This window comes from Pseudomonas sp. TCU-HL1, assembly GCF_001708505.1.
Taxonomy (GTDB): domain Bacteria; phylum Pseudomonadota; class Gammaproteobacteria; order Pseudomonadales; family Pseudomonadaceae; genus Metapseudomonas.
In genome coordinates this window covers 263,599-289,425 of the sequence record NZ_CP015992.1, presented here as the reverse complement: position 1 = coordinate 289,425, position 25,827 = coordinate 263,599, and the positions used below count along the sequence as shown (strand labels likewise).

Sequence of the window (25,827 nt, the reverse complement as noted above, 5' to 3'; positions counted from 1 at the left end):
TTTCGTGTCCAGCGTCTTTACTTGACGTTCAGCCGGCTCGCGGACAGCCCACGCGCCAAGGTCTGGACAAGCTGCAACCTTCGCAATACCTCTCCCTGTTTTTGTGAGCCACGCACCAGACTCGATGCAACCAGAGCGGTTCACTTGCTGTCCGAGCAAGGCGCTCCACCTGCGCCAGCCGAAGAAACCATAACGAAACGAGGAAGTCCCCCATGCGTCCGCTGTACTGCCTGCCCGCCCTGATCGCCCTGCTAACCCCTCTGGCCCAGGCGGAACTGCTCGACGACGTCTGGGAACGCGGCAGCCTGCGCATCGCCCTGGAGGATAACAGCCCGCCCTACAGCTACCGCCAGGACGGCAAGCTGACCGGCTTCGAAGTGGAACTGGGACGTGCCCTGGCGGCAGAGCTGAATGTAGAAGCGGACTTCGTGGTGGACGAGGACGGCAAACTGCTCGACGGCCTGGAAACCGGCCGCTACGACATCGCGCTGGATCAGTTCAGCCAAGCGCCCCAGGGTGACGCGCACGCCAGCCTGGAGTACAGCGAACCCTATGCCTTCCCGCTGGCTGAGGCCGAAGGCGATAACGGCGTGGTCCAACCGCTCGCCATTCCCTTCCAGAAGGGCAACCCGGCCTTCCGCGACAGCCTCAATCGCGCCCTGGCCAAGCTCAAGGCCGAAAGCCGACTGGGCTCGCTGTCGGAGCAGTGGCTGGGCAAGGACCTCAGCCAACCACCGGTTGCAGCCTCGCGCTAAACCTCAATCGTCGCCCAGCTCGGCCAGGCGCGCCGCCGCCTCGGCCAGCTCCTCCTCGCTGAACACCTCGACCCCGGCACGACGCAATGCCGCAGCGGTCACGCCCTCCCCGGCGATGCGGATACCGCTGAAGGTGCCGTCGTAGTTCTCGCGGTTGCCGCAGGACGGGCTGCGCGCCTTGAGCAGGGCAATACGGATGCCGTGGGCGGCCACCAGATCAAGGGCAATACGCGCTCCGGCGAGGAACGCTTCGGTCACATCCTGCCCCTCGTCGGTGCGAACCGGCAGCTCGCCATCTAGCACACCCGCGCCCCGGCCACCGGGAATTTCCGCAGGGGGCCGTGGCGTCGGCAGGCCACCAGCCACTTCCGGGCAAAGCGGCACGATGCGGCCCTCTGCCTGCCAGCGCTCCAGCAGGTCGAACGGCCCGTGGGCACCGCCGTCATATCGCACCCGCTGTCCGAGCAGGCAACGGCTGACCAGGATCTTCTGCATCTTGCTCTCCAAAGGGGCACCGAACCCGGCACCCCGAGTAACACCTCGGACGTCGGCGCGAACCGAGGCCTGATCGAAGGTAGGGCGCCGGTCGGAAAACTGCCAGGCCAGTCGCAAAGGACGTCGACGGCCGTCCCCATCCTTAGGCGGGAAACGCCCAGTGCCACTGGCTGACGGCCATGCCGCCCGCCAGACTCTGTGCGCCAACCGCACAGGAGCGTGCCATGCCCAGAACAACAAACAACCTCCGCCTCGCACTGGCCTGCGGCACCGCCCTGCTCAGCGGTACCAGCCAGGCGGCCCTGGAATCCCTGGACAACCAGGCCCTCAGCCAGATCAGCGGCCAGGCCGGGATCAACCTGCGCCTGGATGTCATGGCGCGCATCGACAGCATCCGCTGGACCGACGATGGCGGCAGCCTGTCGCTACGCAACGTTCGCGTCGACAACGGCTGCATCAAACCCGGTGACTGCCCCAACGGCAGCGGCGGCAGCTTTGCCCTCGGCCCGGCACAACTGGGCCTGACCGTGCCGGCACTGGGCGCCGACCAGCCGACCCTCAAGCTGGATGTGGTCAAGTCCGCTTCGGGCACCCAGCAAATCCGCCTGGAACTGCCCGACCTGACGACCATCAACGAACAACTGCAGGCCAGCTTCATTCCAGCCCAGCGCATCCGCGTACGGGTGGCGGCCGACATGCACATCGGCGACAGCAGGCTCGGCAGCCTGGAAATCCGCGACATCACCGATTTACGCGGAAATTTCCGAGTCTGGGGCCACTGAGCCCCGGACGTCAGAACGCGCCACCGCGCCGCCGGAACCACCCTGCCAGAGACAGCCGCTCGCGACTGGCCGGCAGTACCTCGTGGGGCAGTTCCGCAGACAGGAATGCCACTACACTGCCGCCTTCGGGCGGAATGTCTCGCTCGCCCTCGTCCAGATGCAGACGCAGGGCGCCGCCCTGCTCCGGCTGCCAGTCGGCATTCAGGTAGGTCACCACCGACACTGCACGGCGATCGTCATCACGGAAACGGTCCAGGTGCTTCTGATAAAAAGCGCCTGGCGGATAGAGGGCGAAGTGGCACTCGAAGTCTTCCAGCCCAAGGAACAGCTCGCGATTGAGCTGCTGGCGCAGCTCGTCCATCAGCGCCAGAAAGGTATCGCTGGCACACGACTGGCCGGGCTCCAGCCAATGGATGCGGTCGCCCCGTACCCCTTCGCGGATCTGCTGCCCTTCGCCGCGGCCCACGGATGCCTGCGCCAGGCGCCCGGAGGCGGCGCGGGCCCGGCACTCCTCGGCCAACGCGGCGGTGAGTTCGGCAGGCAGTGCGAAGCGCTGGTGGGACCAGCCCTGGCGGGCCAGGTCATCAGGAATGGGGGTGAGCAAAGGGGCGGTCGCGGGTAGGTGCATGGTTGCGAAATCTTACCAGCGAACAAGAACCTTCTTATACCGACTAACGAAGTTTCCGACACCTCGACAATAAAGCCCGAGTCCGCAGAGAATAGCCGCACGCTCAACCCCGCTCTACCCGCCCGCCACCGCTTTCCCCCGCCGAACCGATGCCGTACGCGTGGGTCCGATATGAACAGCGGACTGCGTCATCAAGGAGATTTCATGCGCCTGCTCTTCGCCGTCACCCTCCTCCTCTTCGGTTTGCCCGCCCTGGCCGACGATCACGCCAACCTTTACCAGGCGGCCGGTTGGCCGGAGCAGCGTGCGCACTTCAACGACGCCCTCACGGCGGCCCAGCAGCGCTACCAGAAAACCCTGCCGCCGGCGGTCTACCAGGCCCTGGTGGACAACAGCAACCGGCGCTTCCAGCCCCAGGCCATCGACCAGCGCGCCCAGACCGCCCTGCGTGGCCAGTTGAACGACCCGCGCCCCGCCCTGGCCTTCTTCCAGTCGGCACTGGGGCGCAAGATCATCGCGGCCGAAACCCTGGCCACTCGCCGCGACCAACTGGCAAAGCACGCCAACGGCCTGCCCCGCATCGAAGCCGATGCCACCCGGCGGTTGCTGATTCGCCACCTGGCCCAGGCGCTCCCGGCCCGCGAAGCCGGCGCCGAAGTCAGCCTGGCCCTGGCCGGCGTCGCCGCCGACAGCCTGAGCCAGATGCTTCCCGGCCTGCTGGGCGGCGGACAGGCCCAAGGCATGATCGATGGCCAGCGCCAGCGCCTGATGGAACAGATCGGCAACGACCTGGATAACACCCTGCTCTACGTCTATCGCGAGCTGTCCGATCCGGAGCTGGAAGAGTTCGTCACCTTCGCCCAGTCCGCCGACGGCAAGGCCTATTACCAGGCAGCCCTGGCCGCCATACGCGCCGGCCTTGCGGTAGGCCAGGACGCTTCCATCCTGGCGCCGGCGCAGCAAGGAATGTGAACGGTACCAAGCCCTCGATCGACCGTAGGTTGGCGCTGAGCGAAGCCCAACAGGGCTGCGTAAAGTTCACGTTGCGGCCTGGCCATAGCCTGTTGGGCCTCGCGGGCTCGGCACCAACCTTCGGATCTAGCCCAGCCGCTCCCGCAAGAACCCGAAGTACCGCTCCCGATACGCCGGCAGCTCATTCACCAGGTGGTGCCCGGCGCCTTCCAGCATCAGCACCTCCGGCTGGTCGAACTTCTCGGCCAGCACCCCGAGGTTGTGCCGCCAGTCCACCGTCATGTCGCCATCTCCCTGGATGACCAGGGGCCGGCGGTTGCAGCGCTGCGCCTTCTCGATACGCGGCACCCAGCGCGCCAGGGCGCCGACCCAGGCAGTGGGCAGGGTCTGCGGCTGCAGGGGGTCCTGGTGGTGGACGAACTCGATGAACCCGGCATCGCCAGAGTTGACGCTGAAACGCCGGGGAATGACTTCGACGAAGTGCCGCATCAACTGGTAGCTGAACTTCGACCAGCCCCAGGCGCGTGGCCGTACCAGCGGGGCGAAGAGCAGCGTCTCGCCCAGCCCCGGGCACGGCGTCCCATTCAGCAGGTAATCGAGCAGGATGGCGCCGCCGGTACTTTGCCCGGCCAGGTGCCAGGGCTTCGGCAGATCGAGGGAGGCGGCCTCGCCCAGCAATGCATCGAGCGCAGACTGGTACTCGGCGAAGTCACCGATGCTGGCTCGTGCGCCGCTGGAGAGCCCGTGGCCGGGCAGGTCGCACGCAATGACCGCGAATCCCATGCCCAGCGCCCAATCCACCAGATGGCCGTAGAGGCCCATATGGTCGTAGTAACCGTGCAGCATCACCAGGCTGGCGCGCGGCGCGGGCGGCAGCCAGAGCTGCGTGACCAGCGTGTACCCAGCCGCCTCGACACAACCCAGGCGGGTGTAAAGGCCCGGGTAGCGCACAGCGAAATCCAGCCGGTAGAACGCGCGATAGCTCTGCGCCTGGCGCAAGTCCGCAGCGCCTGCGGCCAAGGGTCGCAACAGGGAGCGCAGGAGGTCGGGCTGTAACGGGTCTGGCATCGGGCTTTCCCTGGATGGAGCAAAGATATCCACAGGACCGCCTGGGTCCCTGGCCGGCTGCCAATATTCTGCTGCCCGGCGCAACGTGGCAAGCTACGCGCCCCGCACAGGCCCTCCATCATGCGCGCCCCCAGACCCAATACCTTCATCACCGGCCTCGTCCTGCTCGCCTGCGCCAGCGCCATCCTGCTGGCCCTGCGCTGGTATGAGTCGCGCTACATCCGCCCCTTCAATGCCCAGGCCACGGTCTTTTCCGGTGAGCAACTGCGTCTCCCGGACAATCTCGCCGGGGCGGGGCCGATTCGTCTGGTGCATTTCTGGGACCCTGCCTGCCCCTGCAATGCCGGCAACCAGCAGCATCTGGCCGAACTGATCCAGCGCTTCGCCGCGCAGGGCGTCGCCTTCTATGCCCTGCAAAAAGCCGGCAGCAAGGGCCAGCTACCGCCCGGCCTGGAGGCGCTGCAACCATTGAGCGAGGTACCCGGTGCCGAGCAGCTGCCCGCGGTGCCTGCCGTGGGCATCTGGGACCGCGACGGTCGCCTGGCCTACTTCGGCCCCTACAGCGAGGGCGCCGTATGCAACTCGGCCAACAGCTTCATCGAGCCGATTCTCGAAGCCCTGATCGGCAACCGCACGGTCAGCGCCGGCAGCACGCTGGCGGCGGGCTGTTTCTGTGCCTGGCGAGAGCCGTCCTAGCTGATTCGAATGCGCTCCCGATAGACCTCCGGCGGCATGCCATACCAGCGCCGGAAGGCCCGATAAAACGGCGACAGCTCTGAGAAGCCACAGTCCCGCGCCACCTCGCGCAGCGCCTTGCCGTCCCGCAGCAGCTCCACCGCCCGCACCTGTTGCACTGCCTCGCGTATGCGCCGCAAGTTGCTGCCCTGCTCGGCCAGGGCGCGCTGCAAGGCTCCGGCGCTCATGCCCAGCTCGGCGGCACAGGCGTCCATCGAGCAGTCGGCCCGGCCCAGGCGGACACCCAGCAGATAGCGCAGCCGATTGAGCAGGTCATTACCCGCCAGTGCCGTCAACTGCGCCTCGGCGTGCTGCCAGAGCACCTGATGCAAGTCCGGGTTGGCCGTACGTGACGGGCGCTTCAACAGCGCGGCCGGAAACAGCAGCGCATCGTGTTCACAGCCGAACGCCGGCAACAGGCCGAACAGCCGCACGTGCTCGCTCACCCGTGCCGGCCGGGGATGGCGGAACTGAACGCCCTCCAGGCGGAACTCGTCGTCGGTAATGAAGCCCAGCAGCTTGGTGAACAGGAGCGCCAGGCACTCCATCTGCTGGCGCAAGGACGAAAAACCCAGGTAGTTGAGGTCAATCACCAGCCGCGCCTGCGGCCCCTCGGTCCGCAGCTGGGCAACGAAACCGCCGGACAGGATGTGCTGGAAGCGCAGGAAGCTCGTCAGTGCCTCGCCAAGGTCGCGACTGGCCAGCAGCAGATAGCCGACGACATCAAGCAGGCGCGGTTTCATCACCTCCCCCAGGTGCAGGCCGATGTCGGGGTCGCCGATCAGCGTATCGGCGCTCAGCCAGAACTGTGGAGCGTCGTCATGGCGCAGACGGCCTTCCAGCGTCGGCGGCCCCAGGCGCCGATGCTGGCTGACGCCGAAATAGATCTGTCCGGGGTCCTGCCCCAGGTCCGCCAACGCCTCGTAGAGCAAGCGGCGCAGGGTCGCGGAATGGGTGAGTGGAGCGAAGGTGGCGGGATCGGTCATGGCAGGCTCCACGGAATTGACCGAAGACTTTCAGTTCGCAAGTATTTGGTCAATGCCTGCCAGGGCCCGGCTGAGGAGAATGCCGCGACCCTAACAACAAGGAGTTCCGTGCATGAAACGCACCCTGACCGCCCTGGCCGTGATCATCGCCTCGGCCGCTGCTGGCGCCGCCTGGTACAGCGAGAGCAAGAAACCGCTGCGCGACGGCGAGCTGGCCCTGGCCCATCTCCAGGCCCCGGTGACGGTGCGCTACGACGAGCGTGGCGTGCCGCATATCCAGGCCGCCAACGAAGCCGACCTGTACCGGGCCCTGGGCTTCGTCCATGCCCAGGACCGCCTGTTCCAGATGGAAATGCTGCGCCGCCTGGCCCGTGGCGAGCTTGCCGAAATCCTCGGCGCCCGTCTGGTGGACACCGATCGCCTGTTCCGCACCCTGGGGATTCGCGCCCACGCCGACGAATACGCCCGCAAGATGGACAAGGACAGCCCGGCCACCAAGGCCCTGCAGGCCTATCTCGACGGCATCAACCAGTACCAGGACAGCCGCCCGGCACCGGTGGAGTTCGACCTGCTGGGCATCGAGAAGCGCCCCTTCACCGTCGCCGACACTCTGTCGGTGGCCGGCTACATGGCCTACAGCTTCGCCGCCGCCTTCCGCACCGAGCCCGCCATCACCTACGTGCGCGATGAACTGGGGGCCGATTATCTCAAGGCCTTCGACCTCGACTGGCACCCCGAAGGCGTCATCGGCCAGCCACTCGCCCAGGGCGACTGGCAGGACCTCAGCCGCCTCGCCCAACTCAGCCAGCAGGCGCTGGTCGACGCCGGACTGCCACAATTCGAGGGCAGCAACGCCTGGGCCGTGTCCGGCAGCCGCACCGCCAGCGGCAAGCCATTGCTGGCCGGCGACCCGCATATCCGTTTCGCCGTACCGGCGGTGTGGTACGAGGCGCAGCTGAGCTATCCGGGCTTCGAACTCTACGGCCACCACCAGGCCCTGAACCCGGTCGCCTCCCTGGGGCACAACCGTCAGTTCGCCTGGAGCCTGACCATGTTCCAGAATGACGACCTCGACCTGATCGCCGAGAAGAGCAACCCCGACAATCCCAACCAGGTCTGGTACCAGGGCAAGTGGGTGGATCTGGAGAGCCGCGAAGAAACCCTCCAGGTCAAGGACGGCGAGCCGGTCAAGCTGACCCTGCGCCGCTCGCCCCACGGCCCCGTCATCAACGACGCCCTGGGCGCAGCCGCTGGCAAGACGCCCATTGCCATGTGGTGGGCCTTCCTGGAAACCGAGAACCCGATCCTCGACGCCTTCTACCAGCTCAACCGCGCCGACAGCCTGGACAAGGCCCGCACTGCCGCCGAGAAAATCCACTCGCCCGGCCTCAACGTGATCTGGGTCAACGCCAGCGGCGACATCGGCTGGTGGGCGTCGGCGAAGCTGCCGCAGCGCCCTGACGGCGTGAACCCGTACTTCATCCTTGACGGCAGCACAGGCGAGGCGGACAAGCCCGGCTACCTGCCCTTCAGCGCCAACCCCCATGAAGAAAACCCGGAGCGCGGCTACATCGTATCGGCCAACTACCAGCCGTTGTCACCCACGGGCGTGGCCATTCCGGGCTACTACAACCTGCCGGATCGCGGCGTGCGCCTGAACCAGCGCCTGGCCGAACCCGGTGTGAAATGGGATGTACAAAACAGCCAGGCGCTGCAACTGGATACCACCACCGGCTATGGCCCGCGCCTGCTCGCGCCGATTCTCGGCGACCTGCGTGCGGCAGCGGCGGACGACACCGAGCGCGCCCTGGTGGAGCAGCTCGCCAGCTGGCAAGGCGACCATCCGCTGGAGTCCACCGCCGCCACGCTGTTCAACCAGCTCACGTACGAGCTGGCCAATGCACTGATGCGCGACGAGCTGGGCGATTCGTTCTTCGACAGCCTGCTGCAGACGCGCATTCTCGACGCCGCCCTGCCGCGCCTGACCGGCGACCCGACCTCGCCCTGGTGGGACAAGCGCGATACGCCGCAAAAGGAAAACCGCGCGGAAGTGGTCAAGGCCGCCTGGAAGGCGAGCCTGGCGCACCTGAAAGAGACCCTGGGCGAGGACAGTTCTAAATGGCAGTGGGGCAAGGGCCACACCCTGACCCACGGCCATCCGCTGGGCCAGCAGAAGCCGCTGAACCTGCTGTTCAACGTCGGGCCCTTCGCCGCGCCGGGTGGTCACGAGGTGCCCAACAACCTCTCCCACCGCGTCGGCCCGGCCCCTTGGGAAGTGTTCCACGGCCCCTCCACCCGTCGCCTGGTGGACATGGCCGACGCCGGACATGCGCTGGGCATCAACCCGGTGGGCCAGAGCGGCGTGCCCTTCGACCGCCACTACAAGGACCAGGCCGAGGCCTACATGCGTGGCGAGTACGTGCCGATGCACTTCGCCGAGGATGAAGTGAAGGCCAATAGCCGTGAGGTGCTGACACTGGTGCCTGGGAGCTGAGGCCCTCACCCCCGCCCCCCGCTCTGCGCCCCGGCCTTAGCGCTTCGCGCTAAGGCGCTCATCGACACCGGAAGCAGTGCTTCCAAAGGCGTGCCTCTTCGCCCCTGAAGGGAGAGGGGTGACTCACGCCGGCAAGGTCGGTGTTTTCCTGAAGCGCCGCCCCCGGATTGCATCCAGGCGACCAACGCGCGCCAAACTGCCCCCTCTCCATGAGGGAGAGGGTTGGGGCGAGGGGGAAAGCCATCAACCAGCGCGGGGTCGATCCTGGATTGCCGCCTTCAAACCTTCCCCAACGCCTGCGCCAAATCCGCGCGCAGGTCTTCCACGTCTTCCACGCCCACCGACAGCCGCACCAGGGAATCGCCGATACCCAGCTGCGCGCGGATCTCCGCCGGGATGCTGGCGTGGGTCATGATCGCCGGGTGTTCGATCAGGCTCTCCACCCCGCCCAGGCTCTCGGCCAGGGTGAAGATGCGTACCGCTTCGAGGAAGCGCCGGGTGCCCGTCAGGTCGCTGGCCAGGTCCAGGGAGATCATCCCGCCGAAACCGTGCATCTGCCGCTGCGCCAGCACGTGCTGCGGATGCGACTCCAGGCCGGGGTAGTAAACCCGCGCCACTTGTGGCTGGCGCTCCAGCCAGCGGGCCAGCTCCAGGGCATTGCTGCAGTGGCGCTCCATGCGCAACGCCAGGGTCTTCACCCCACGCAGGGTGAGGAAGGCGTCGAAGGGCCCGGCGATGGCACCCACTGCGTTCTGCAGGAAGCCCAGGCGCTCGCGCAGCGGCTCGCAGCGGATGTCACCGGAGACGATGGCGATGCCACCGATCACGTCGGAGTGGCCGTTGAGGTACTTGGTGGTGGAATGCACCACCAGGTCGAAGCCCAGGTCCAGCGGCCGCTGCACCCAGGGGCTGGCGAAAGTGTTGTCGGCCACCAGGATGATGCCGCGCCCCCGGCAGAGCGCCACGATGGCACTGAGGTCGGCCAGGCGCAGCAGCGGATTGCTCGGGGTTTCCACCCAGAGCATGCGGGTGTCGTCGGTCAGCGCCGCACCGATCGCGCCGATGTCGCTGAAGTCGACGAAGCTGAAGTGGTGCCCGGCGCTTACGCGGCGCACCCGCTCGAAGAGGCGGAAGGTGCCGCCGTAGAGGTCGTTGCTGGCAACGATGTGGGAGCCGCTGTCGAGCAGCTCCAGCACCGTGGAGATGGCCGCCAGCCCGGACGCGAAAGCGAAGGCCTGGGCGCCGCCTTCCAGGTCCGCGACGCAGCGTTCCAAGGCCCAGCGCGTGGGATTGTGGGAACGGCCGTAGTCCAGCCCCTTGTGTACGCCTGGGCTTTGCTGGGCATAGGTGGAGTTGGCATAGATCGGCGGCATGATGGCCCCGGTGGACGGGTCGGGGGCCTGCCCAGCGTGGATCACGCGGGTGGCGAAGGCGCGAGGGAATGTGTCGTCCTGCTGACTCATGCGAGGGTCCTCCGCAGGTGGTTGAGCAGGTCGGAACGGGTGATCAGGCCATGGAAGCCGGAGGCGTCGGCAATGATGGCGACCAGGCCGCGGTCGAGTTCGGCCTGCAGCTCGGCCAGGCTGGCATCCGGCGCCAGGGTTTCCAGGCGGGTGGTCATGACGCTCGCCACCGGCTGGCGGAAGTGCGTGGCGTCGGAATGCACGCCGAGCAGGATGTCGGACTCGTCCACCACCCCCGCCAGTTGCCCGTCCCGAAGCACCGGCAGCTGCGAGACATCCGCCAGGCGCATGCGCTGAAAAGCGGTGAGCAGGGTGTCGTCGGGCCCCACGCTGATCACCCGACCGTCCTCGTAGCGACGCGCGATGATGTCACGCAGATCGCCATAGCGCTTGCGCGCCAGCAGGCCCTGGTCGGTCATCCACTGGTCGTTGTAGACCTTGGACAGGTAGCGGGTGCCGGTATCGCAGACGAAGCTGACCACGCGTTTCGGCGTCTTCTGCTCGCGACAGTAGCGCAGCGCCGCTGCGAGTAAGGTGCCCGTAGAGGAGCCGCCGAGGATGCCTTCGTTGCGCAACAACTCGCGGGCGTGGCCGAAGCTTTCTTCGTCGCTGATGGAATAGGCGCAGCGCACGCTGGACAGATCGGCGATGCCGGGGATGAAGTCTTCGCCAATGCCCTCCACCGCCCAGGCGCCCGGCGTGCCGAGGGTGCCGCTGCGGGTGTACTCGGCGACGATGGAGCCCACCGGGTCGGCGAGGACCATTTCAAGCGCCGGCTGCACCCGGCGGAAGTAACGGGTCAGGCCGGTCAAGGTGCCGGCGGAACCAACGCCGACCACAATGGCGTCCACGTCCTGGCCGGTCTGCTGCCAGATTTCCGGGCCGGTGGTGCATTCGTGGGCCAGTGGGTTGGCCGGGTTGTTGAACTGGTCGGCGAAGAACGCGTCGGGAATCTCCGCCGCCAGGCGACCCGCCAGGTCTTGGTAATACTCAGGGTGGCCCTTGCCGACATCGGAGCGGGTGATATGCACTTCGGCGCCCATGGCCTTGAGGTGCAGCACCTTCTCGGTGGACATCTTGTCCGGCACCACCAGCACCACCCGGTAACCCTTGGCGCGGCCGACCAGCGCCAGGCCCAGGCCGGTGTTGCCGGCGGTGGCTTCGACGATGGTCCCGCCCGGCTTGAGCCGGCCGTCACGCTCGGCGCTGTTGATCATGGCGACACCGATGCGATCCTTGATGGAGCCGCCGGGGTTCTGGGATTCGAGCTTGAGAAAGAGGGTGCAGAGACCCGTGTCGAAGCGGGTGACCCGCACCAGCGGGGTGTTGCCGATCAGGTCGAGCACCGCGGGACGGACATCTTTGACTCTGTTCATGGCGTCACCTCCTTGCGCGACCAGGCAGGGGCGAAGCAGGCGCCCCACGCTGGAACATAGGCCGCGAGCCGGAGACCCGCCATGGGTTCCGACGAAGGGGTCAAACCGAGGGGAATTGATCCTGTGGGAGCGAATTCATTCGCGAAGGGCATCGCAGGCCCGCCCTGGCGGTCCAGTCAGTCAATGAATTCGCCCCCACAAGGAAATGCTCGGCTCAGCGCGCGTTGAGCACGGAAACCTGGGTGTTCAGTGTCCAGAAATCGTAGAGCACGCCGATGAGGAAGAAGCCGCCGGTGAACAGGTAGAGGATGCCGCTGATCCACTTGCCCTGGTACATGCGGTGCACGCCGAACACGCCAAGGAAGGTCAGCAGGATCCAGGCGACGTTGTAGTCGTACTGGCCGGCGTTGAAACGCAGTGACGCCTCGCGGTCCATGGATGGGATCAGGAACAGGTCGATGATCCAGCCGATGAAGAACAGGCCCAGGGTGAAGAACCAGAGCGTCCCGGTGATCGGCTTGCCGTAGTAGAAACGGTGGGAGCCGAGGAATCCGAAGATCCAGAGCAGGTAACCGATGGCCTTGCTGTGGGTGTCCTGGGTTGAGTTCATGTTGCCTCCTGCAGGGTGCGAATGTGTGCGGACATGAAGAAGCCCGCCGAGGCGGGCTTCTTTGCGGGCGCGAGCTTAACGGAAGCGGCGACCCGGGTCTTCTTCCGAGACCTGTAGCGACAGGCCGTCGCTCATGTGCTGCAGGTGTTCGCCGTCGGTCTCTGAACCCAGCTTGATCAACAGGCGCAGGTCGTTGGCCGAGTCGGCGTAGAGCAAGGCATCTTCGTAGGTGATCTCGCCCTGGGAATAAAGGTTGTAGAGCGCCTGGTCGAAGGTCTGCATGCCGTGCTCGGTGGAGCGCTTCATCAGGGCCTTGAGCTCATGCACCTCACCCTTGCGGATCAGGTCGGCGGCCAGCGGTGTGTTCAGCAGCACTTCGATCACTGCACGGCGGCCCTTGCCATCCGGGGTTGGCACCAGCTGCTGGGCGACGATGGCCTTGAGGTTCAGCGACAGGTCCATCCACACCTGCTGCTGCCGGTCGGCGGGGAAGAAGTTGATGATGCGGTCCAGCGCCTGGTTGGCGTTGTTGGCGTGCAGGGTGGCCAGGCACAGGTGACCGGTTTCGGCGAAGGCGACGGCGTGGTCCATGGTCTCGCGGGTTCGCACCTCGCCAATCAGGATCACGTCCGGCGCCTGGCGCAGGGTGTTCTTCAGCGCCACTTCGAAGGACTCGGTGTCGATGCCCACTTCGCGCTGCGTGACAATGCAGCTCTGGTGCTGGTGGATGAATTCGATCGGGTCTTCGATGGAGATGATGTGGCCGCTGCTGTTCTTGTTGCGGTGGCCGATCATCGCCGCCAGGGACGTGGACTTGCCGGTACCGGTGGCACCGACGAAGAGCACCAGGCCGCGCTTGGTCAGCGACAGCTTCTTGAGGATTTCCGGCAGCTTCAGCTCATCGATGGTGGGGATGGTGGTTTCGATCCGGCGCAGCACCATACCCACCAGGTTGCGCTGGTAAAAGGCGCTGACGCGGAAACGGCCGATGCCCCGCGCACTGATGGCGAAGTTGCACTCGTGGTTTTCGGCAAAGTCGCGGCGCTGCTGCTCGTTCATCACACCGAGCACGGTTTCCCGCGTCATTTCCGGGGACATCGCGTTCTTGGTCACCGGCATGATCTTGCCGTTGACCTTCATCGACGGCGGCACGCCTGCGGTGATGAAGAGGTCGGAACCACCTTTTTCCACCATCAGGCGCAGCAGTTTCTCGAATTCCATGACGTTCTCGCAGTGAGGGTCCGACGCCGTTCAGGCGGATCAGAAGTTTTCCGGGCTCTTGGCCTTTTCCCGAGCGCTCTCGCGGCTGACCAGCCCCTTGGCGACCAGGCCCTTGAGGCACATGTCGAGGGTCTGCATGCCGAGCGAGCCGCCGGTCTGGATGGCGGAGTACATCTGCGCCACCTTGTCTTCGCGAATCAGGTTACGGATGGCCGGCGTGCCGATCATGATCTCGTGGGCCGCCACCCGGCCGCCGCCGATCTTCTTCAGCAGGGTCTGGGAGATCACCGACTGGAGGGACTCGGACAGCATGGAGCGGACCATGGACTTTTCCTCGGCGGGGAACACGTCGACCACCCGGTCGATGGTCTTGGCCGCAGAGGTGGTGTGCAGGGTGCCGAACACCAGGTGACCGGTTTCCGCGGCGGTCAGCGCCAGGCGAATGGTTTCCAGGTCACGCATCTCGCCCACCAGGATGATGTCCGGGTCCTCACGCAGGGCCGAGCGCAGGGCTTCGTTGAAGCCCAGGGTGTCACGGTGCACTTCCCGCTGGTTGATCAGGCACTTTTTCGATTCGTGGACGAATTCGATCGGGTCTTCCACGGTGAGGATGTGGTGGTACTTGGTGCTGTTCAGGTAGTCGAGCATCGCCGCCAGGGTGGTGGACTTGCCCGAACCGGTCGGGCCGGTGACCAGCACCAGGCCACGGGGCACATCGGAGATCTTCTTGAAGATCTCGCCCATCCCCAGGTCTTCCATGGTCAGCACCTTGGAAGGAATGGTCCGGAACACGGCGCCGGAGCCGCGGTTCTGGTTGAAGGCGTTGACCCGGAAACGCGCGACGCCAGGGACTTCGAAGGAGAAGTCGGTTTCGAGGAATTCCTCGTAATCCTTGCGCTGCTTGTCGTTCATGATGTCGTAGATCAGCGCGTGGACCTGCTTGTGGTCCAGGGCCGGCAAGTTGATCCGGCGCACGTCGCCATCGACGCGAATCATGGGCGGCAGGCCGGCCGAGAGATGCAGGTCCGACGCGCCCTGCTTGGCGCTGAACGCAAGCAGCTCAGTAATGTCCATGGGGCTCCCCAATTCCAGGCAAACGGTTCGCAGACCGCTGAATTATCACTGCACCGGGCCGCGTGGCGATGGAAGCCGATCAGCCTGGCCGTCGCTCGCTACATTTTCCGGCGGCAGTTAGAATGCCGCAGACCCCACTCAGGCCGGGCTGTAGAGCGCAGGTAATGTCCACGATAGCAGACAATATTGCAAAGGTTCGCGCGCGTATCCGTGAGGCGGCGCAAGCCTCTGGGCGAGAATTTTCGAGCATTGGCCTGCTGGCCGTGAGCAAGACCAAACCCGCTGCTGCCATCCGCGAAGCCTTCGCTGCCGGCGTGGCCGATTTCGGCGAGAACTACCTGCAAGAAGCGCTGAGCAAGCAAGTCGAGCTCCAGGACCTCGCGCTGACCTGGCACTTCATTGGTCCGATCCAGTCGAACAAGACCAAATCCATTGCCGAACATTTCCACTGGGTGCACTCAGTGGACCGGCTGAAGATCGCCGAACGCCTCTCCGCCCAGCGCCCCGCGCATCTGCCGCCGCTGAACCTGTGCCTGCAGGTGAACGTCAGCGGTGAAGCCAGCAAATCCGGCTGCACCCCTGAGGAACTGCCGGCCCTGGCCGCCGCCGTGGCCAAGCTGCCGAACCTGCGCCTGCGCGGTCTGATGGCCATCCCCGAACCGACGGAAGACCCGGCGGAGCAACACGCCGCCTTCGCACGCCTGCGCCAGTTGCTGGCGGCACTGAACCCCTCCCCGGACACCCTGTCCATGGGCATGAGCCACGACCTCGAAGCGGCCATCGCCGAAGGCGCCACCTGGGTACGCATCGGTACCGCGCTGTTCGGTGCCCGCGACTACGGCCAGCCCCCGCATTGATAAGGAAGCATTCATGAGCACTCCCCGCATTGCATTCATCGGCGCCGGTAACATGGCCGCCAGCCTGATCGGCGGCCTGCGCGCCCAAGGCGTCGCCGCCGACCATATCCGCGCCAGCGACCCAGGCGTCGAACAACGCGCGAAAATCGCCGCCGAACACGGCATCACAGTGGTCGAAAGCAACGCCGACTCCGTGGACGGTGCCGACGTGGTGGTCCTGGCGACCAAACCGCAAGTCATGAAGAGCGTCTGCCAGGCCCTGGCGCCCAGCCTGAAGGATGGCCAACTGGTGGTTTCCATTGCCGCCGGCATCACCTGCGCCAGCCTGGCCGCCTGGCTCGGCCCGCGCCCGATCGTGCGCTGCATGCCCAACACCCCGGCGTTGCTGCGCCAGGGCGTTAGCGGCCTGTACGCCAACACCGAGGTCAGCGCCGCCCAGCGCGAGCAGGCCGAGCAACTGCTATCGGCCGTGGGCATCGCCCTCTGGCTGGAAGAAGAGCGGCTGATCGACGCCGTGACCGCCGTATCCGGCAGCGGCCCGGCCTACTTCTTCCTGCTGATGGAAGCCATGACCGCAGCTGGTGAGAAGCTTGGCCTACCCCGCACCACCGCCGAGCAACTGACCCTGCAGACCGCCCTTGGCGCTGCACGCATGGCCGTGTCCAGCGACGTGGACGCCGCCGAACTGCGCCGCCGCGTGACCTCGCCCAATGGCACTACCGAAGCGGCGATCAAGACTTTCCAGGCCGGAGGCTTCGAAGCCCTGGTGCAACAGGCCCTGAACGCCGCCGACCGGCGTTCGGCTGAACTGGCCGAACAACTGGGCCAATAAGGAGTAATCGATGACCGGACTCAACACCGCTGCCATCTACGTGATCCAGACCCTCGGCAGCCTCTACCTGCTGATTGTCCTGCTGCGCTTCATCCTGCAACTGGTACGCGCCGACTTCTACAACCCGCTTAGCCAGTTCGTGGTGCGCGCCACCAAGCCGCTGCTCAACCCGCTGCGCAAGATCATCCCCGGCTTCGGTGGCCTGGATCTGGCCTCCCTGGCGCTGGCCATCCTCGTGCAGCTGCTGCTGATGGTCGTCACCCTGACTCTGATGGGCTACGGCGTCGGCGGCTACCTGCTGCAGCTGCTGATCTGGTCGATCATTGGCGTCACCTCGCTGTTCCTGAAGGTGTTCTTCTTCGCACTGATCGTCAGCGTGATCCTGTCCTGGGTCGCACCCGGCAGCTACAACCCCGGCGCCCAGTTGGTGAACCAGATCTGCGAGCCGCTGCTGATGCCAATCCGCAAGCTGCTGCCGAACCTGGGCGGCCTGGATATTTCCCCGATCTTCGCGTTTATTGCCCTGAAACTGCTGGACATGCTGGTAATCGGCAACCTGGCCGCCATGACCGGCATGCCTCAGATCCTCAGCCCCTTCCTCTGATCCCCTCATGACCTGGTACCGCTGGGCAGGCGAGGACCTGATCCTCGACTGCCATCTGCAGCCCAAGGCGAGCCGTGACGAGTTCGCCGGGCTGCACGGCGAGCGTCTGAAGATCCGGCTCACCGCGCCGCCGGTGGAAGGCAAGGCCAACGCCCACCTGATGGCCTTCCTGGCCGTTGCCTTCGGCGTCGCCAAGAGCCAGGTCAGCCTGGAAAGCGGAGAGCTGAACCGCCAGAAGCGCGTGCGCATCCAGCGTCCGCGAACCCTCCCCGATCTGCCCGGACTGACCGCTCGGCAGCCCTGACCGACCTTAAGGCGGGCGTCGCCTGTCCGGCAATTGACGGCCATCCCCCAAGGCGCATAATGCCGAGCAATGACCGGCTGGCATTCTGCCTTTACCTCGCTCCGGGGCATAATCCCGGGCGGCGTGCTGCGACCTACGGCGCCGTCGGCAACTCGATTCGAAGTTCGTCCAATCCCGTACGCAGGATGCGTGATCGCGAGGAGAGCCTGAATGGGCATGGAGCGTCTCAGTCAGCAAGTCGACGCCTACGTTGCATGGAAACGTGAGCTGCTGCGGGAGATCACCCGCTACAGAAGCTGGCTGGAACACAACCGGCTCAATTCCGACGCGCTCTCCACCAAGCTGGAACGAACCCAGCGCCTGCTCCGCACCGACCACATCACCCTGGCCTTCGTCGGCGAGTTCTCACGCGGCAAGACCGAACTGATCAACAGCCTGTTCTTCTCCGAGTTCGGCCAGCGCATGCTGCCGTCCCAAGCCGGGCGCACCACCATGTGCCCCACCGAGCTGTTCTACGACCCCCGCTCCGAGCGTTCCTACATCCGCCTGCTGCCCATCGAGTCGCGCATGGCTGATGCCAGCGTGGCGCAGTTCAAGCGCGCCCCACGGCACTGGGTGAACATTCCACTGGACCCAAGCGACCCGAACAACATGATCCAGGCCTTCACCCAGGTGGCGCGGACCAAGCCGATGCCAGTGGAGCAGGCCATCCAGCTCGGCTTCCACCCGGACATGCTCGACCCGACCGGGCGCCCCGGCGAAGTACTGGTGCCCGCCTGGCGCCACGCCATGGTCAACTTCGACCATCCGCTGCTGCGCCAGGGCCTGCGCATCCTCGACACGCCTGGCCTGAATGCCCTCGGCAGCGAGCCGGAGCTGACCCTGTCGATGCTGCCAAGCGCGCAGGCCATTATTTTCCTGCTCTCGGCCGATACCGGCGTCACGGCCAGCGACATGAATGTCTGGCAGCAGCATATCCGCCAGCTCGACGAGGACACCCAGTCCCATCTCTTCGCCGTGCTGAACAAGATCGACGTGCTCTGGGACGACCTCGCCGGCGAGAACTTCGTGCAGACCGCCATCCGCCGTATCCAGGAAACCACCGCTCGCCAGCTGGGCATTCGCAGCGACGAGGTGCTGCCGCTCTCGGCCAAGCAGGCATTGCTGGCCAAGGTACGCAACGACGGCGAATTACTCGCCCGCAGCCAGATCACCGCGCTGGAGGAGCTGCTCTGCGATCGGATCGTGACCCAGAAGGAACGCCTGATCGAAGATCACGTGGCCCATCAGATGATGGCCCTGCTGCAGAACAGCCTGCATGTGCTCAACCTACGCCTGGACAAGGTCCGCGAGCAGCAATCGATGCTCGACAGCCACCAGCAGGACAACGGCCAGATGCTCTTCGAGCTGACCGCGCGCACCAAGGAAGACCACGCGCAGCACCACCGCCGCCTGCTTGGCCTGAAAACCAACCAGCGCCTGCTCAAGCGCCAGGGCGACGCGCTGCGGAGCGCGGCCCGTGCGGAGCGCCTGGAAGAACACCTGGCACGCCTGCGCCGCGAGCTCACGGGTAGCTGGACCACTGTCGGCATCAACCAGAGCATCCTGCATTTCTTCCGCTCGGTGGAACACGACCTGCGCAGCCTGGAGCACGAAGCCGAAATGGCGAACAAGATGGTCGACGCCATCTACCGCCGACATAACGAAGAAAACCCGCTGAATGGCGTCGACGCGCCGCAGTTCAACGTCCAGCGCTACCTGCGCGAAGTCAGCCAGCTGCGCGCCAAGGCCGATCAGTTCCGCCTGCATCCCAAGACGCTGTTGACCGAGCAGCGCCAGCTCGGCAAGCGCTTCTTCGAAACCCTGGTGCAGGAAGTCATCGGCATGCACCAGCGCCTGCGACTGGAAGTCGCGCAGTGGGCCGGCGATGCACTGATGCCCCTGATGCAGCACACCCTGGAGCACAAGCAGTTGCTGGAAACCCACATGCTGCGGCTGAAGGCACTGGCCCAGGAAACCCAGCTCACCCGCCAGCGCGGGCGACAGCTGGAGCACTACACCGGGGAACTGGAGCAGCAGATCGCCGAGGCCAACGAGATGCTCCGCACCTTCCGCCGCCCCTCCCCGATGCAGCGCATGGGCAAAGTCGTCAACCTGCCGGTGGTCGCTCGCAAACAGCGGGGTGGCGAGTCCGCCTGAACGCCCGTAGCGCCTGAATATTCAACGTTTTAGCCGCCGCCCCCTGCGCTTGCCGCAGGGGGCGGCGCTCTTTAGACTGGCGCCCTTCCCAGATTAAGAGCAGGGTCGCAATGCCCACCGCCATTCCCGCAGATTCCGTCGGCCTGGTCAGCCCCCAGGTGCAGCGCTTCAGCGAGCCGCTGGCGCTGGCCTGCGGCCGCAGCCTGGCTGACTACGAACTGGTCTATGAAACCTACGGCGAGCTGAATGAAGCCCGCAGCAACGCGGTACTGATCTGCCACGCGCTGTCCGGCCACCATCACGCCGCCGGCTACCACAGCATGGAAGACCGCAAACCGGGCTGGTGGGACAGTTGCATCGGCCCCGGAAAGGCGATCGACACCCTGAAGTTCTTCGTCGTCAGCCTGAACAACCTCGGCGGCTGCAACGGCTCCACCGGCCCTTCCAGCCTCAACCCGGCCACAGGTGCGCCGTTCGGTGCCGACTTCCCGGTGATGACGGTGGAAGACTGGGTCAACAGCCAGGCACGCCTGGCTGATGTCCTCGGCATCCAGCAATGGGCTGCCGTGGTAGGCGGCAGCCTCGGCGGCATGCAGGCCATGCAGTGGACCATCAGCTATCCGGAGCGCGTTCGGCATTGCCTGGCCATCGCCTCGGCACCCAAGCTCTCGGCCCAGAACATCGCCTTCAACGAGGTGGCGCGCCAAGCCATCCTCACCGACCCCGAGTTCCATGGCGGCCACTTCCAGGAGCAGGGCGTGATTCCCAAGCGCGGGCTGATGCTGGCGCGCATGGTGGGCCACATCACCTACCTGTCGGACGACGCCATGGGCGAGAAATTCGGCCGCGGCCTCAAGAGCGAGAAGCTCAACTACGACTTTCACAGCGTGGAGTTCCAGGTAGAAAGCTACCTGCGCTACCAGGGTGAAGAGTTCTCGGGGCGCTTTGACGCCAACACCTACCTGCTGATGACCAAGGCCCTGGACTATTTCGACCCGGCCGCCGCCCATGACGGCGACCTGGCGCGAACCCTGGCGGTGGCCAAGGCGGACTTCTGCGTGATGTCCTTCACCACCGACTGGCGCTTCTCCCCGGCCCGTTCGCGGGAAATCGTCGATGCCCTGACTGCCGCGCGGAAGAATGTCTGCTACCTGGAAATCGATGCACCCCAGGGCCACGACGCCTTCCTCATACCGATCCCGCGTTATCTCCATGCCTTCAGCAGCTACATGAACAGGATTGCGGTGTAACCCATGCGTGCCGACCTAGACATCATCCAGGACTGGATTCCCGCCGGCAGCCGGGTGCTCGATCTCGGCTGCGGCCGAGGCGAACTGCTGGCCTGGTTGCGCGACAACAAGCAGGTCTCCGGCTATGGCCTGGAAATCGACCCGGAAAACATCGCCCACTGCATCGACCGTGGCGTGAACGTGATCGAGCAGGACCTGGACAAGGGCCTGGGCAACTTCGCCAGCAACAGCTTCGACGTAGTGGTGATGACCCAGGCGCTGCAGGCCGTGCACTACCCCGACCGCATCCTCCAGGAAATGCTGCGGGTCGGCCGCGAGTGCATCATCACCTTCCCCAACTTCGGTCACTGGCGCTGTCGCTGGTACCTGGCGCGCTACGGGCGCATGCCGGTGTCGGAATTCTTGCCCTACACCTGGTACAACACGCCGAACATCCACTTCTGCACCTTCAAGGACTTCGAGGCGCTGTGCCGCGAAATGCAGGTGAAAGTTCTCGACCGCCTGGCCGTGGACCATGAGCACCGGCACAACCTGCCCAGCCGGGTTTGGCCTAATCTGTTGGGTGAGATCGGTATCTATCGCGTCAGCGGACCAGGCCTTACCGACCACCGCGTCGCCGTCTGAACCAGAGGAGACTCACCATGCGTCGTCTAGCCCTGTTCCTTTTCGCCCTTTGCCTGGCCCTGCCGGCTGCCGCCGAGCGCAAGCAGACCTATGGCGATCTGGACGTGCACTACAACGCCTTCAACTCCAGCTTTTTGCAGCCAGACATCGCCGCTGCCGTGGGCCTGACCCGCAGCAAGACCCAGGGCGTGGTCAACGTCGCCGTGCTCAAGGCCGGCAAGGCCAGCACCGCCCAGGTCAGCGGCCAGGTGAAGAACCTGCTCGGCCAGGTCATCTCGCTGCAGTTCAAACAGGTGAGCGAGGGCGAGGCCATCTACTACCTGGCCCAGTTCCCTTTCAGCGAGCGTGAAATGCTGAACTTCACCCTCAATGTGCAACGCGGAGACGAAGCGCCCCACAGCTTCAGCTTCGACCAGGAATTCTTCCCCGACGAATGATGCCCTTCAAAGAACTGGTGCTGGCCAGTCACAACGCCGGCAAGCTCAAGGAACTCCAGGCCATGCTCGGCGGCAGCGTGAAAGTGCGCTCGATCGCCGAATTCAGCGAAGTCGAGCCCGAAGAAACCGGCCTGTCCTTCGTCGAGAACGCCATCCTCAAAGCCCGCAACGCGGCGCGTGTGTCCGGCCTGCCGGCGCTGGCCGACGATTCGGGCCTTGCCGTGGACTTCCTCGGCGGTGCGCCTGGCATCTATTCGGCACGCTACGCCGACGGCAAGGGCGACGCGGCGAACAACGCCAAGCTGCTGGCGGCCCTGTGCGATGTGCCCGAGGCCGAACGCGGCGCGCAGTTCATCTGCAGCCTGGCGTTGATGCGCCATGCCGACGACCCGTTGCCGATCCTCTGTGAAGGCGTGTGGCGCGGCCGCATCCTGTTCGAGGCCCGTGGCGAGCAGGGTTTCGGCTACGACCCGCTGTTCTGGGTTCCCGAATGCGAGTGCTCCAGCGCCGAACTCGCTCCTGTCGACAAGAACCAGCTCAGCCACCGTGCCCGCGCCATGGCCCTGCTCAAGCAGCGGCTGGGGATATGAAAGGCACTGGCTCGCACCCGGAGGCGGGAAGCCAGGCCATCGGCTTCCAGCTGCCCCCCCTGGCGCTCTACGTCCACATTCCCTGGTGCGTGCGCAAGTGCCCCTACTGCGACTTCAACTCCCACGCCGCGGGCCCGGAGCTGCCTGAAGAAGCCTATATCGATGCCCTGATCGCCGACCTCGAGCAGGATCTGGGGCATGTGCATGGCCGCGAGCTGACCTCGATCTTCTTCGGCGGCGGCACCCCCAGCCTGTTCAGCGCCAACGCCATCGGCCGACTGCTCGACGGCGTGGAGCAGCGCATTCCCTTTGCCCGCGACATCGAAATCACCCTCGAAGCCAACCCTGGCACCTTCGAGCAGGCCAAGTTCGCCGCCTACCGCCAACTGGGCATCAACCGCCTGTCCATTGGCGTGCAGAGCTTCCAGGAAGCCAAACTCAAGGCCCTGGGACGCATCCACAACGGCGAGGAAGCGGTTCGCGCCGCCGACATGGTGCGCAAGGCCGGTTTCGACAACTTCAACCTCGACCTGATGCACGGCTTGCCAGACCAGTCGATCGAGGACGCCCTTGACGACCTGCGCACCGCCATCGCCCAGGGGCCGACACACCTGTCCTGGTACCAGCTGACCATGGAGCCGAACACGGTGTTCTGGAGCCAGCCGCCCACGCTTCCCGAGGACGATACCCTCTGGGACATCCAGGAAGCCGGCCTGGCCCTGCTCGCCGAACAGGGCTACGCCCAGTACGAGGTGTCCGCCTATGCCCGCAACGGTTTGCGCGCGCGGCACAACATCAACTACTGGACGTTTGGCGACTTCCTCGGTATCGGTGCCGGTGCCCACGCCAAGCTGAGCAGCCCGGAGGGCCGCATCATCCGCAGCTGGAAGACCCGGCTGCCGAAGGACTACCTGGACCCGTCCAAGCGCTTCCAGGCCGGTGAACGCCACCTGGACCAGGACGAACTGCCCTTCGAATTCCTCATGAATGTGCTGCGCCTCACGGACGGCGTGCCCGCGGAGCTGTTCACTCAGCGCACCGGCCTGCCGCTGGCCAGCCTCGCCGCCGCGCGCACCGAAGCCGAGGCCCGTGGCCTGCTGCTGAAGGACCCGCAACGGCTGGCAGCCACTGCCGAAGGCCAGTTATTCCTCAACGACCTGCTGCAGCATTTCCTGCCTTGACGAAGGGGCTGCGGATTTGGAATCGTCTGCCCCCGAACCACATCGCTAAGGACCCTGGATGGACGTCGTACTGGACCTGATCGCCACCCTCTCGCGCTGGAGCCGTGGCCATTTGCACGATATTGCCCTGGCCATCATGGCTACCGTTCTGGTGCTGTTCGGCCCTTCGCTGAACGCCTGGGTGCAGCAGCGTATCGGCAGCCTCAACTTCCTCTTCCGCACCCTGCTCTTCGTGCTGCTCTGCGCGGTGGGATACGGCCTGGCGATGATCTACCTGACGCCCTGGCTGGCCAAAGGGCTGGGCTACTTCAACAACTACACCCTCGCACCCGTCCTGCTACTAGTCTTCTTTGTGATCGGCGTGATCGCTGATCGCAACTAGGATCGGCGGCTCCCGGCCGCCAACCTCGGGAGCACGCCCATGAAGCCGATCAAGCACCTCTACCTGTACTTCCAGGATGGCCAGCGCCTGGCGCTGCGCTTCCCCCAGCAATCCGCCGACCCGGTTGAAGTTGCCCGCAGCCTGCGCCGCCAGCTGGAATCACCCTTCCTCAGCATCGAAGTGGACGGCGACCTGTTGCTGATTCCGCGGGAAAGCATCAAGTACCTGCAAGTCAGCCCCGCACCGCCGACCCTGCCGGAGGCGACCCTGACCGGGGCCGAGTTGATCAACTGAGGAAATGGTCGGGCCGGTCTACGAAACGCCATACCACCTTGTGGGAGCGAATTCATTCGCGATGGCGTTACCCCCACCCAAAACACCCACCCATTAAAAAGCCGCCCCGAGGGGCGGCTGGGATGGCCAGGCAGGCCGGAATCAGTTGCCTTCGCGCCGTAGCGCCTGGGGCGTGAAGTCCCTTGGGCTGAGCGGGGCTTTGAAATCATACATGGGTTCGTTGTTGTCGAGGCCATCGACGAAGTAACGGTTACCCGCGAAATCGTAGATGGTTTCCAGCGTACTGCCGAACATGGGCACATCGTAGTAGCTGATCGGATGGCTTTCCTGCATGCCACTGAGTCGACCGTCCTTGTCGTAGAGGTCGACGGCAAGGATCTGCCAGCTGTCCTCGTCGAGGTAGAAGCGGCGCTTGGCATACGGATGGCTGAAGCCCTTGCGCAGGGTCGCCTCCACCACCCAGACGCGATGCTGCTCATAACGCAGCAGGTCGGGGTTGACGTAGCTGGCCTTGAGGATCTGCTCGTAGGGAATGCCTTTCTGGTGCACGGCGTAGCTGTTGTAGGGCACCAGCATTTCCTGCTTGCCCATCAATTGCCACTCGTAGCGGTCCGGCGCGCCATTGTAGGCGTCCACCACGTCGGCGGTGGCCAGGCCGTTGGTGTCGGGCTGCAGGGTGTCGTACGCCAGCATCGGCAGGCGGCGGACGCGGCGCTCACCCCGGTTGAAGCGCCAGGCCTTGCGGATCGACAGCACCTGATCGAGGGTTTCCTGTACCACCAGGGCCGAGCCGGACAACTTGGCCGGCGCGACGACACGGTACTTGTAATAGAACAGCGTGTTCTCGAGGTTGCCTGGGGTCATGCCCTCGCGACCGTAGACGAAGAAAATGTCCCGCTCCAGTTTCAGCAGGTTGTAGCTGCCGTTGGCGAGCACTGCCGCCTGATTGGTGGTGAAGTGAACCTGCTCGCCGCGGTAACGCAGGATGTGGTTCCAGATGGCTTCAAGACCATTGGCCGGAATCGGGAACGGAACGCCCGCAGCCACGCCTTCCACACCATTGCCGCCCGCGATCAGCGTGCCGTTCACGGCATTGAAACGGGTGGCGTCGTAGATGCGTTGCGGAGCCGCTGCGCTTCGGTGAGTCGGAAAAACCCGCAGCCTGTAGTCCGGGTGTCCCTGCAACAGCGCCTTTTGCCCCGGAGTCAGCAGTTGTTCGTACTGGCCAAGGTTCTTGCCGTCGACGACGAAGCGCGGCGCTTCGCCGGCATAGGGATCGGGGTGGTGCATGCCCGGCTCGTAACCGGCCGGCGGGGTGGCGAGGCCGCCATCCCAGGCCGGGATGGTGCCGGCGGCATTGCCGGCGCGCTCGCCGCCCAGGGGAGTGAGGTCCTGCCCGAGACGAGCGGCCTGGGTAGTGTCGACCTTGGCCTGGGCCTGCAACGCGCAGCCGGCCAGGAATAGATATCCGAATGTTTTCAACAACACAGCCTTCTCCTCACGACGTAGTTGGCCCTACGTCGCTCTTATTCTTATGCCGCCCGCTGATTAGGCAGGCGTTGCTATCGTCGGATCAGGTGAGGTGCCGGTTGGTCCCGGTCTAGTCTGGTGTAC

General features: G+C 65.3%; 27 protein-coding genes. 17 read left to right on the top strand and 10 right to left on the bottom strand.

From position 1 onward, the window contains the following. Positions 1 to 212: 212 nt before the first annotated feature. On the top strand, positions 213 to 755 hold the full coding sequence (locus THL1_RS01375) for a transporter substrate-binding domain-containing protein (protein WP_069081602.1): 543 nt from the start codon (positions 213 to 215) through the stop codon (positions 753 to 755). A 3-nt stretch (positions 756 to 758) separates the two neighbouring features. Here THL1_RS01375 and THL1_RS01370 read toward each other — a convergent pair whose 3' ends face one another. Then, the gene (locus THL1_RS01370) at positions 759 to 1,250 is read right to left on the bottom strand and encodes a DUF523 domain-containing protein (protein ID WP_069081601.1); all 492 of its coding nucleotides are present in this window, start codon (positions 1,248 to 1,250) and stop codon (positions 759 to 761) included. A gap of 224 nt (positions 1,251 to 1,474) precedes the next feature. On the opposite strand from THL1_RS01370, the gene THL1_RS01365 reads away from it, so the two are divergent. Then, entirely contained in the window at positions 1,475 to 2,032 is a 558-nt protein-coding gene (locus THL1_RS01365; protein ID WP_069081600.1) for a DUF6160 family protein, read from the top strand. Between the two features lie 10 nt (positions 2,033 to 2,042). Here THL1_RS01365 and THL1_RS01360 read toward each other — a convergent pair whose 3' ends face one another. Then, complete coding sequence (locus THL1_RS01360; protein ID WP_069081599.1) at positions 2,043 to 2,660, bottom strand: 2OG-Fe(II) oxygenase; 618 nt, start codon at positions 2,658 to 2,660, stop codon at positions 2,043 to 2,045. 204 nt (positions 2,661 to 2,864) lie between these two features. On the opposite strand from THL1_RS01360, the gene THL1_RS01355 reads away from it, so the two are divergent. After that, positions 2,865 to 3,632, top strand: coding sequence for a hypothetical protein (locus tag THL1_RS01355; protein ID WP_069081598.1), 768 nt, complete (start codon positions 2,865 to 2,867; stop codon positions 3,630 to 3,632). A gap of 126 nt (positions 3,633 to 3,758) precedes the next feature. Here the strand turns inward: THL1_RS01355 and THL1_RS01350 are convergent, their stop codons facing one another. Then, a complete protein-coding gene (locus tag THL1_RS01350; protein ID WP_069081597.1) occupies positions 3,759 to 4,700 on the bottom strand; it encodes an alpha/beta hydrolase in 942 nt (313 codons plus the stop codon). A 120-nt stretch (positions 4,701 to 4,820) separates the two neighbouring features. Here THL1_RS01350 and THL1_RS01345 point away from each other — a divergent pair, with 120 nt between their 5' ends. Next, complete coding sequence (locus THL1_RS01345) at positions 4,821 to 5,396, top strand: DUF6436 domain-containing protein (protein WP_069081596.1); 576 nt, start codon at positions 4,821 to 4,823, stop codon at positions 5,394 to 5,396. Here the strand turns inward: THL1_RS01345 and THL1_RS01340 are convergent. Beyond that, positions 5,393 to 6,421, bottom strand: coding sequence for an AraC family transcriptional regulator (locus THL1_RS01340; protein WP_069081595.1), 1,029 nt, complete (start codon positions 6,419 to 6,421; stop codon positions 5,393 to 5,395). The two genes, THL1_RS01345 and THL1_RS01340, sit on opposite strands and share 4 nt — an antisense overlap. 112 nt (positions 6,422 to 6,533) lie before the next feature. Here THL1_RS01340 and THL1_RS01335 point away from each other — a divergent pair, with 112 nt between their 5' ends. Next, a complete protein-coding gene (locus THL1_RS01335; protein ID WP_069081594.1) occupies positions 6,534 to 8,915 on the top strand; it encodes a penicillin acylase family protein in 2,382 nt (793 codons plus the stop codon). Positions 8,916 to 9,193: 278 nt separating this feature from the next. Here THL1_RS01335 and THL1_RS01330 read toward each other — a convergent pair whose 3' ends face one another. The 5 genes from THL1_RS01330 to pilT form a co-directional block, all read right to left on the bottom strand. Then, positions 9,194 to 10,378, bottom strand: a complete 1,185-nt coding sequence (locus THL1_RS01330) for a trans-sulfuration enzyme family protein (protein WP_069081593.1) — start codon at positions 10,376 to 10,378, stop codon at positions 9,194 to 9,196. Next, positions 10,375 to 11,754: a pyridoxal-phosphate dependent enzyme gene (locus tag THL1_RS01325; protein ID WP_069081592.1), complete on the bottom strand. Its 1,380-nt coding sequence runs from the start codon at positions 11,752 to 11,754 to the stop codon at positions 10,375 to 10,377. Before THL1_RS01325 ends, THL1_RS01330 begins: the two co-directional genes overlap by 4 nt. Before the next feature lie 214 nt (positions 11,755 to 11,968). Next, complete coding sequence (locus THL1_RS01320) at positions 11,969 to 12,364, bottom strand: NINE protein (RefSeq protein ID WP_069081591.1); 396 nt, start codon at positions 12,362 to 12,364, stop codon at positions 11,969 to 11,971. A gap of 75 nt (positions 12,365 to 12,439) precedes the next feature. After that, positions 12,440 to 13,585 carry a PilT/PilU family type 4a pilus ATPase gene (locus THL1_RS01315; protein WP_069081590.1) on the bottom strand — a complete coding sequence of 382 codons (1,146 nt, stop codon included), beginning with the start codon at positions 13,583 to 13,585 and terminating at the stop codon, positions 12,440 to 12,442. 39 nt (positions 13,586 to 13,624) lie between these two features. Further along, positions 13,625 to 14,659, bottom strand: a complete 1,035-nt coding sequence (gene pilT / locus THL1_RS01310; protein WP_069081589.1) for a type IV pilus twitching motility protein PilT — start codon at positions 14,657 to 14,659, stop codon at positions 13,625 to 13,627. A gap of 164 nt (positions 14,660 to 14,823) precedes the next feature. On the opposite strand from pilT, the gene THL1_RS01305 reads away from it, so the two are divergent. The 12 genes from THL1_RS01305 to THL1_RS01250 all read left to right on the top strand — a co-directional run bounded on the left by THL1_RS01305 (position 14,824) and on the right by THL1_RS01250 (position 24,213). Beyond that, positions 14,824 to 15,516: a YggS family pyridoxal phosphate-dependent enzyme gene (locus tag THL1_RS01305; protein ID WP_069081588.1), complete on the top strand. Its 693-nt coding sequence runs from the start codon at positions 14,824 to 14,826 to the stop codon at positions 15,514 to 15,516. 13 nt (positions 15,517 to 15,529) lie between these two features. After that, positions 15,530 to 16,348 carry a pyrroline-5-carboxylate reductase gene (gene proC / locus THL1_RS01300; protein WP_069081587.1) on the top strand — a complete coding sequence of 273 codons (819 nt, stop codon included), beginning with the start codon at positions 15,530 to 15,532 and terminating at the stop codon, positions 16,346 to 16,348. Between the two features lie 10 nt (positions 16,349 to 16,358). Next, the gene (locus THL1_RS01295; RefSeq protein WP_069081586.1) at positions 16,359 to 16,952 is read left to right on the top strand and encodes a YggT family protein; all 594 of its coding nucleotides are present in this window, start codon (positions 16,359 to 16,361) and stop codon (positions 16,950 to 16,952) included. A gap of 7 nt (positions 16,953 to 16,959) precedes the next feature. Continuing rightward, on the top strand, positions 16,960 to 17,256 hold the full coding sequence (locus tag THL1_RS01290) for a DUF167 domain-containing protein (protein WP_069081585.1): 297 nt from the start codon (positions 16,960 to 16,962) through the stop codon (positions 17,254 to 17,256). Between the two features lie 210 nt (positions 17,257 to 17,466). After that, positions 17,467 to 19,455: a dynamin-like GTPase family protein gene (locus tag THL1_RS01285; protein ID WP_069081584.1), complete on the top strand. Its 1,989-nt coding sequence runs from the start codon at positions 17,467 to 17,469 to the stop codon at positions 19,453 to 19,455. Between the two features lie 110 nt (positions 19,456 to 19,565). Further along, complete coding sequence (gene metX, locus THL1_RS01280) at positions 19,566 to 20,705, top strand: homoserine O-succinyltransferase MetX (protein ID WP_069081583.1); 1,140 nt, start codon at positions 19,566 to 19,568, stop codon at positions 20,703 to 20,705. 3 nt (positions 20,706 to 20,708) lie between these two features. Next, positions 20,709 to 21,329, top strand: coding sequence for a methionine biosynthesis protein MetW (gene metW, locus THL1_RS01275; protein ID WP_069081582.1), 621 nt, complete (start codon positions 20,709 to 20,711; stop codon positions 21,327 to 21,329). Between the two features lie 17 nt (positions 21,330 to 21,346). Then, positions 21,347 to 21,766, top strand: a complete 420-nt coding sequence (locus THL1_RS01270) for a DUF4426 domain-containing protein (protein ID WP_069081581.1) — start codon at positions 21,347 to 21,349, stop codon at positions 21,764 to 21,766. Beyond that, complete coding sequence (gene rdgB / locus THL1_RS01265) at positions 21,763 to 22,356, top strand: RdgB/HAM1 family non-canonical purine NTP pyrophosphatase (protein WP_069081580.1); 594 nt, start codon at positions 21,763 to 21,765, stop codon at positions 22,354 to 22,356. The genes THL1_RS01270 and rdgB overlap by 4 nt, the downstream gene beginning before the upstream one ends. Beyond that, on the top strand, positions 22,353 to 23,537 hold the full coding sequence (gene hemW, locus THL1_RS01260) for a radical SAM family heme chaperone HemW (RefSeq protein WP_069081579.1): 1,185 nt from the start codon (positions 22,353 to 22,355) through the stop codon (positions 23,535 to 23,537). The genes rdgB and hemW overlap by 4 nt, the downstream gene beginning before the upstream one ends. 58 nt (positions 23,538 to 23,595) lie before the next feature. After that, on the top strand, positions 23,596 to 23,919 hold the full coding sequence (locus tag THL1_RS01255) for a DUF3392 domain-containing protein (protein WP_069081578.1): 324 nt from the start codon (positions 23,596 to 23,598) through the stop codon (positions 23,917 to 23,919). A 39-nt stretch (positions 23,920 to 23,958) separates the two neighbouring features. After that, positions 23,959 to 24,213 carry a hypothetical protein gene (locus tag THL1_RS01250; RefSeq protein WP_069081577.1) on the top strand — a complete coding sequence of 85 codons (255 nt, stop codon included), beginning with the start codon at positions 23,959 to 23,961 and terminating at the stop codon, positions 24,211 to 24,213. A 141-nt stretch (positions 24,214 to 24,354) separates the two neighbouring features. Here the strand turns inward: THL1_RS01250 and THL1_RS01245 are convergent, their stop codons facing one another. Then, positions 24,355 to 25,698 carry a DUF1329 domain-containing protein gene (locus tag THL1_RS01245; protein ID WP_069086375.1) on the bottom strand — a complete coding sequence of 448 codons (1,344 nt, stop codon included), beginning with the start codon at positions 25,696 to 25,698 and terminating at the stop codon, positions 24,355 to 24,357. Positions 25,699 to 25,827 lie beyond the last annotated feature (129 nt).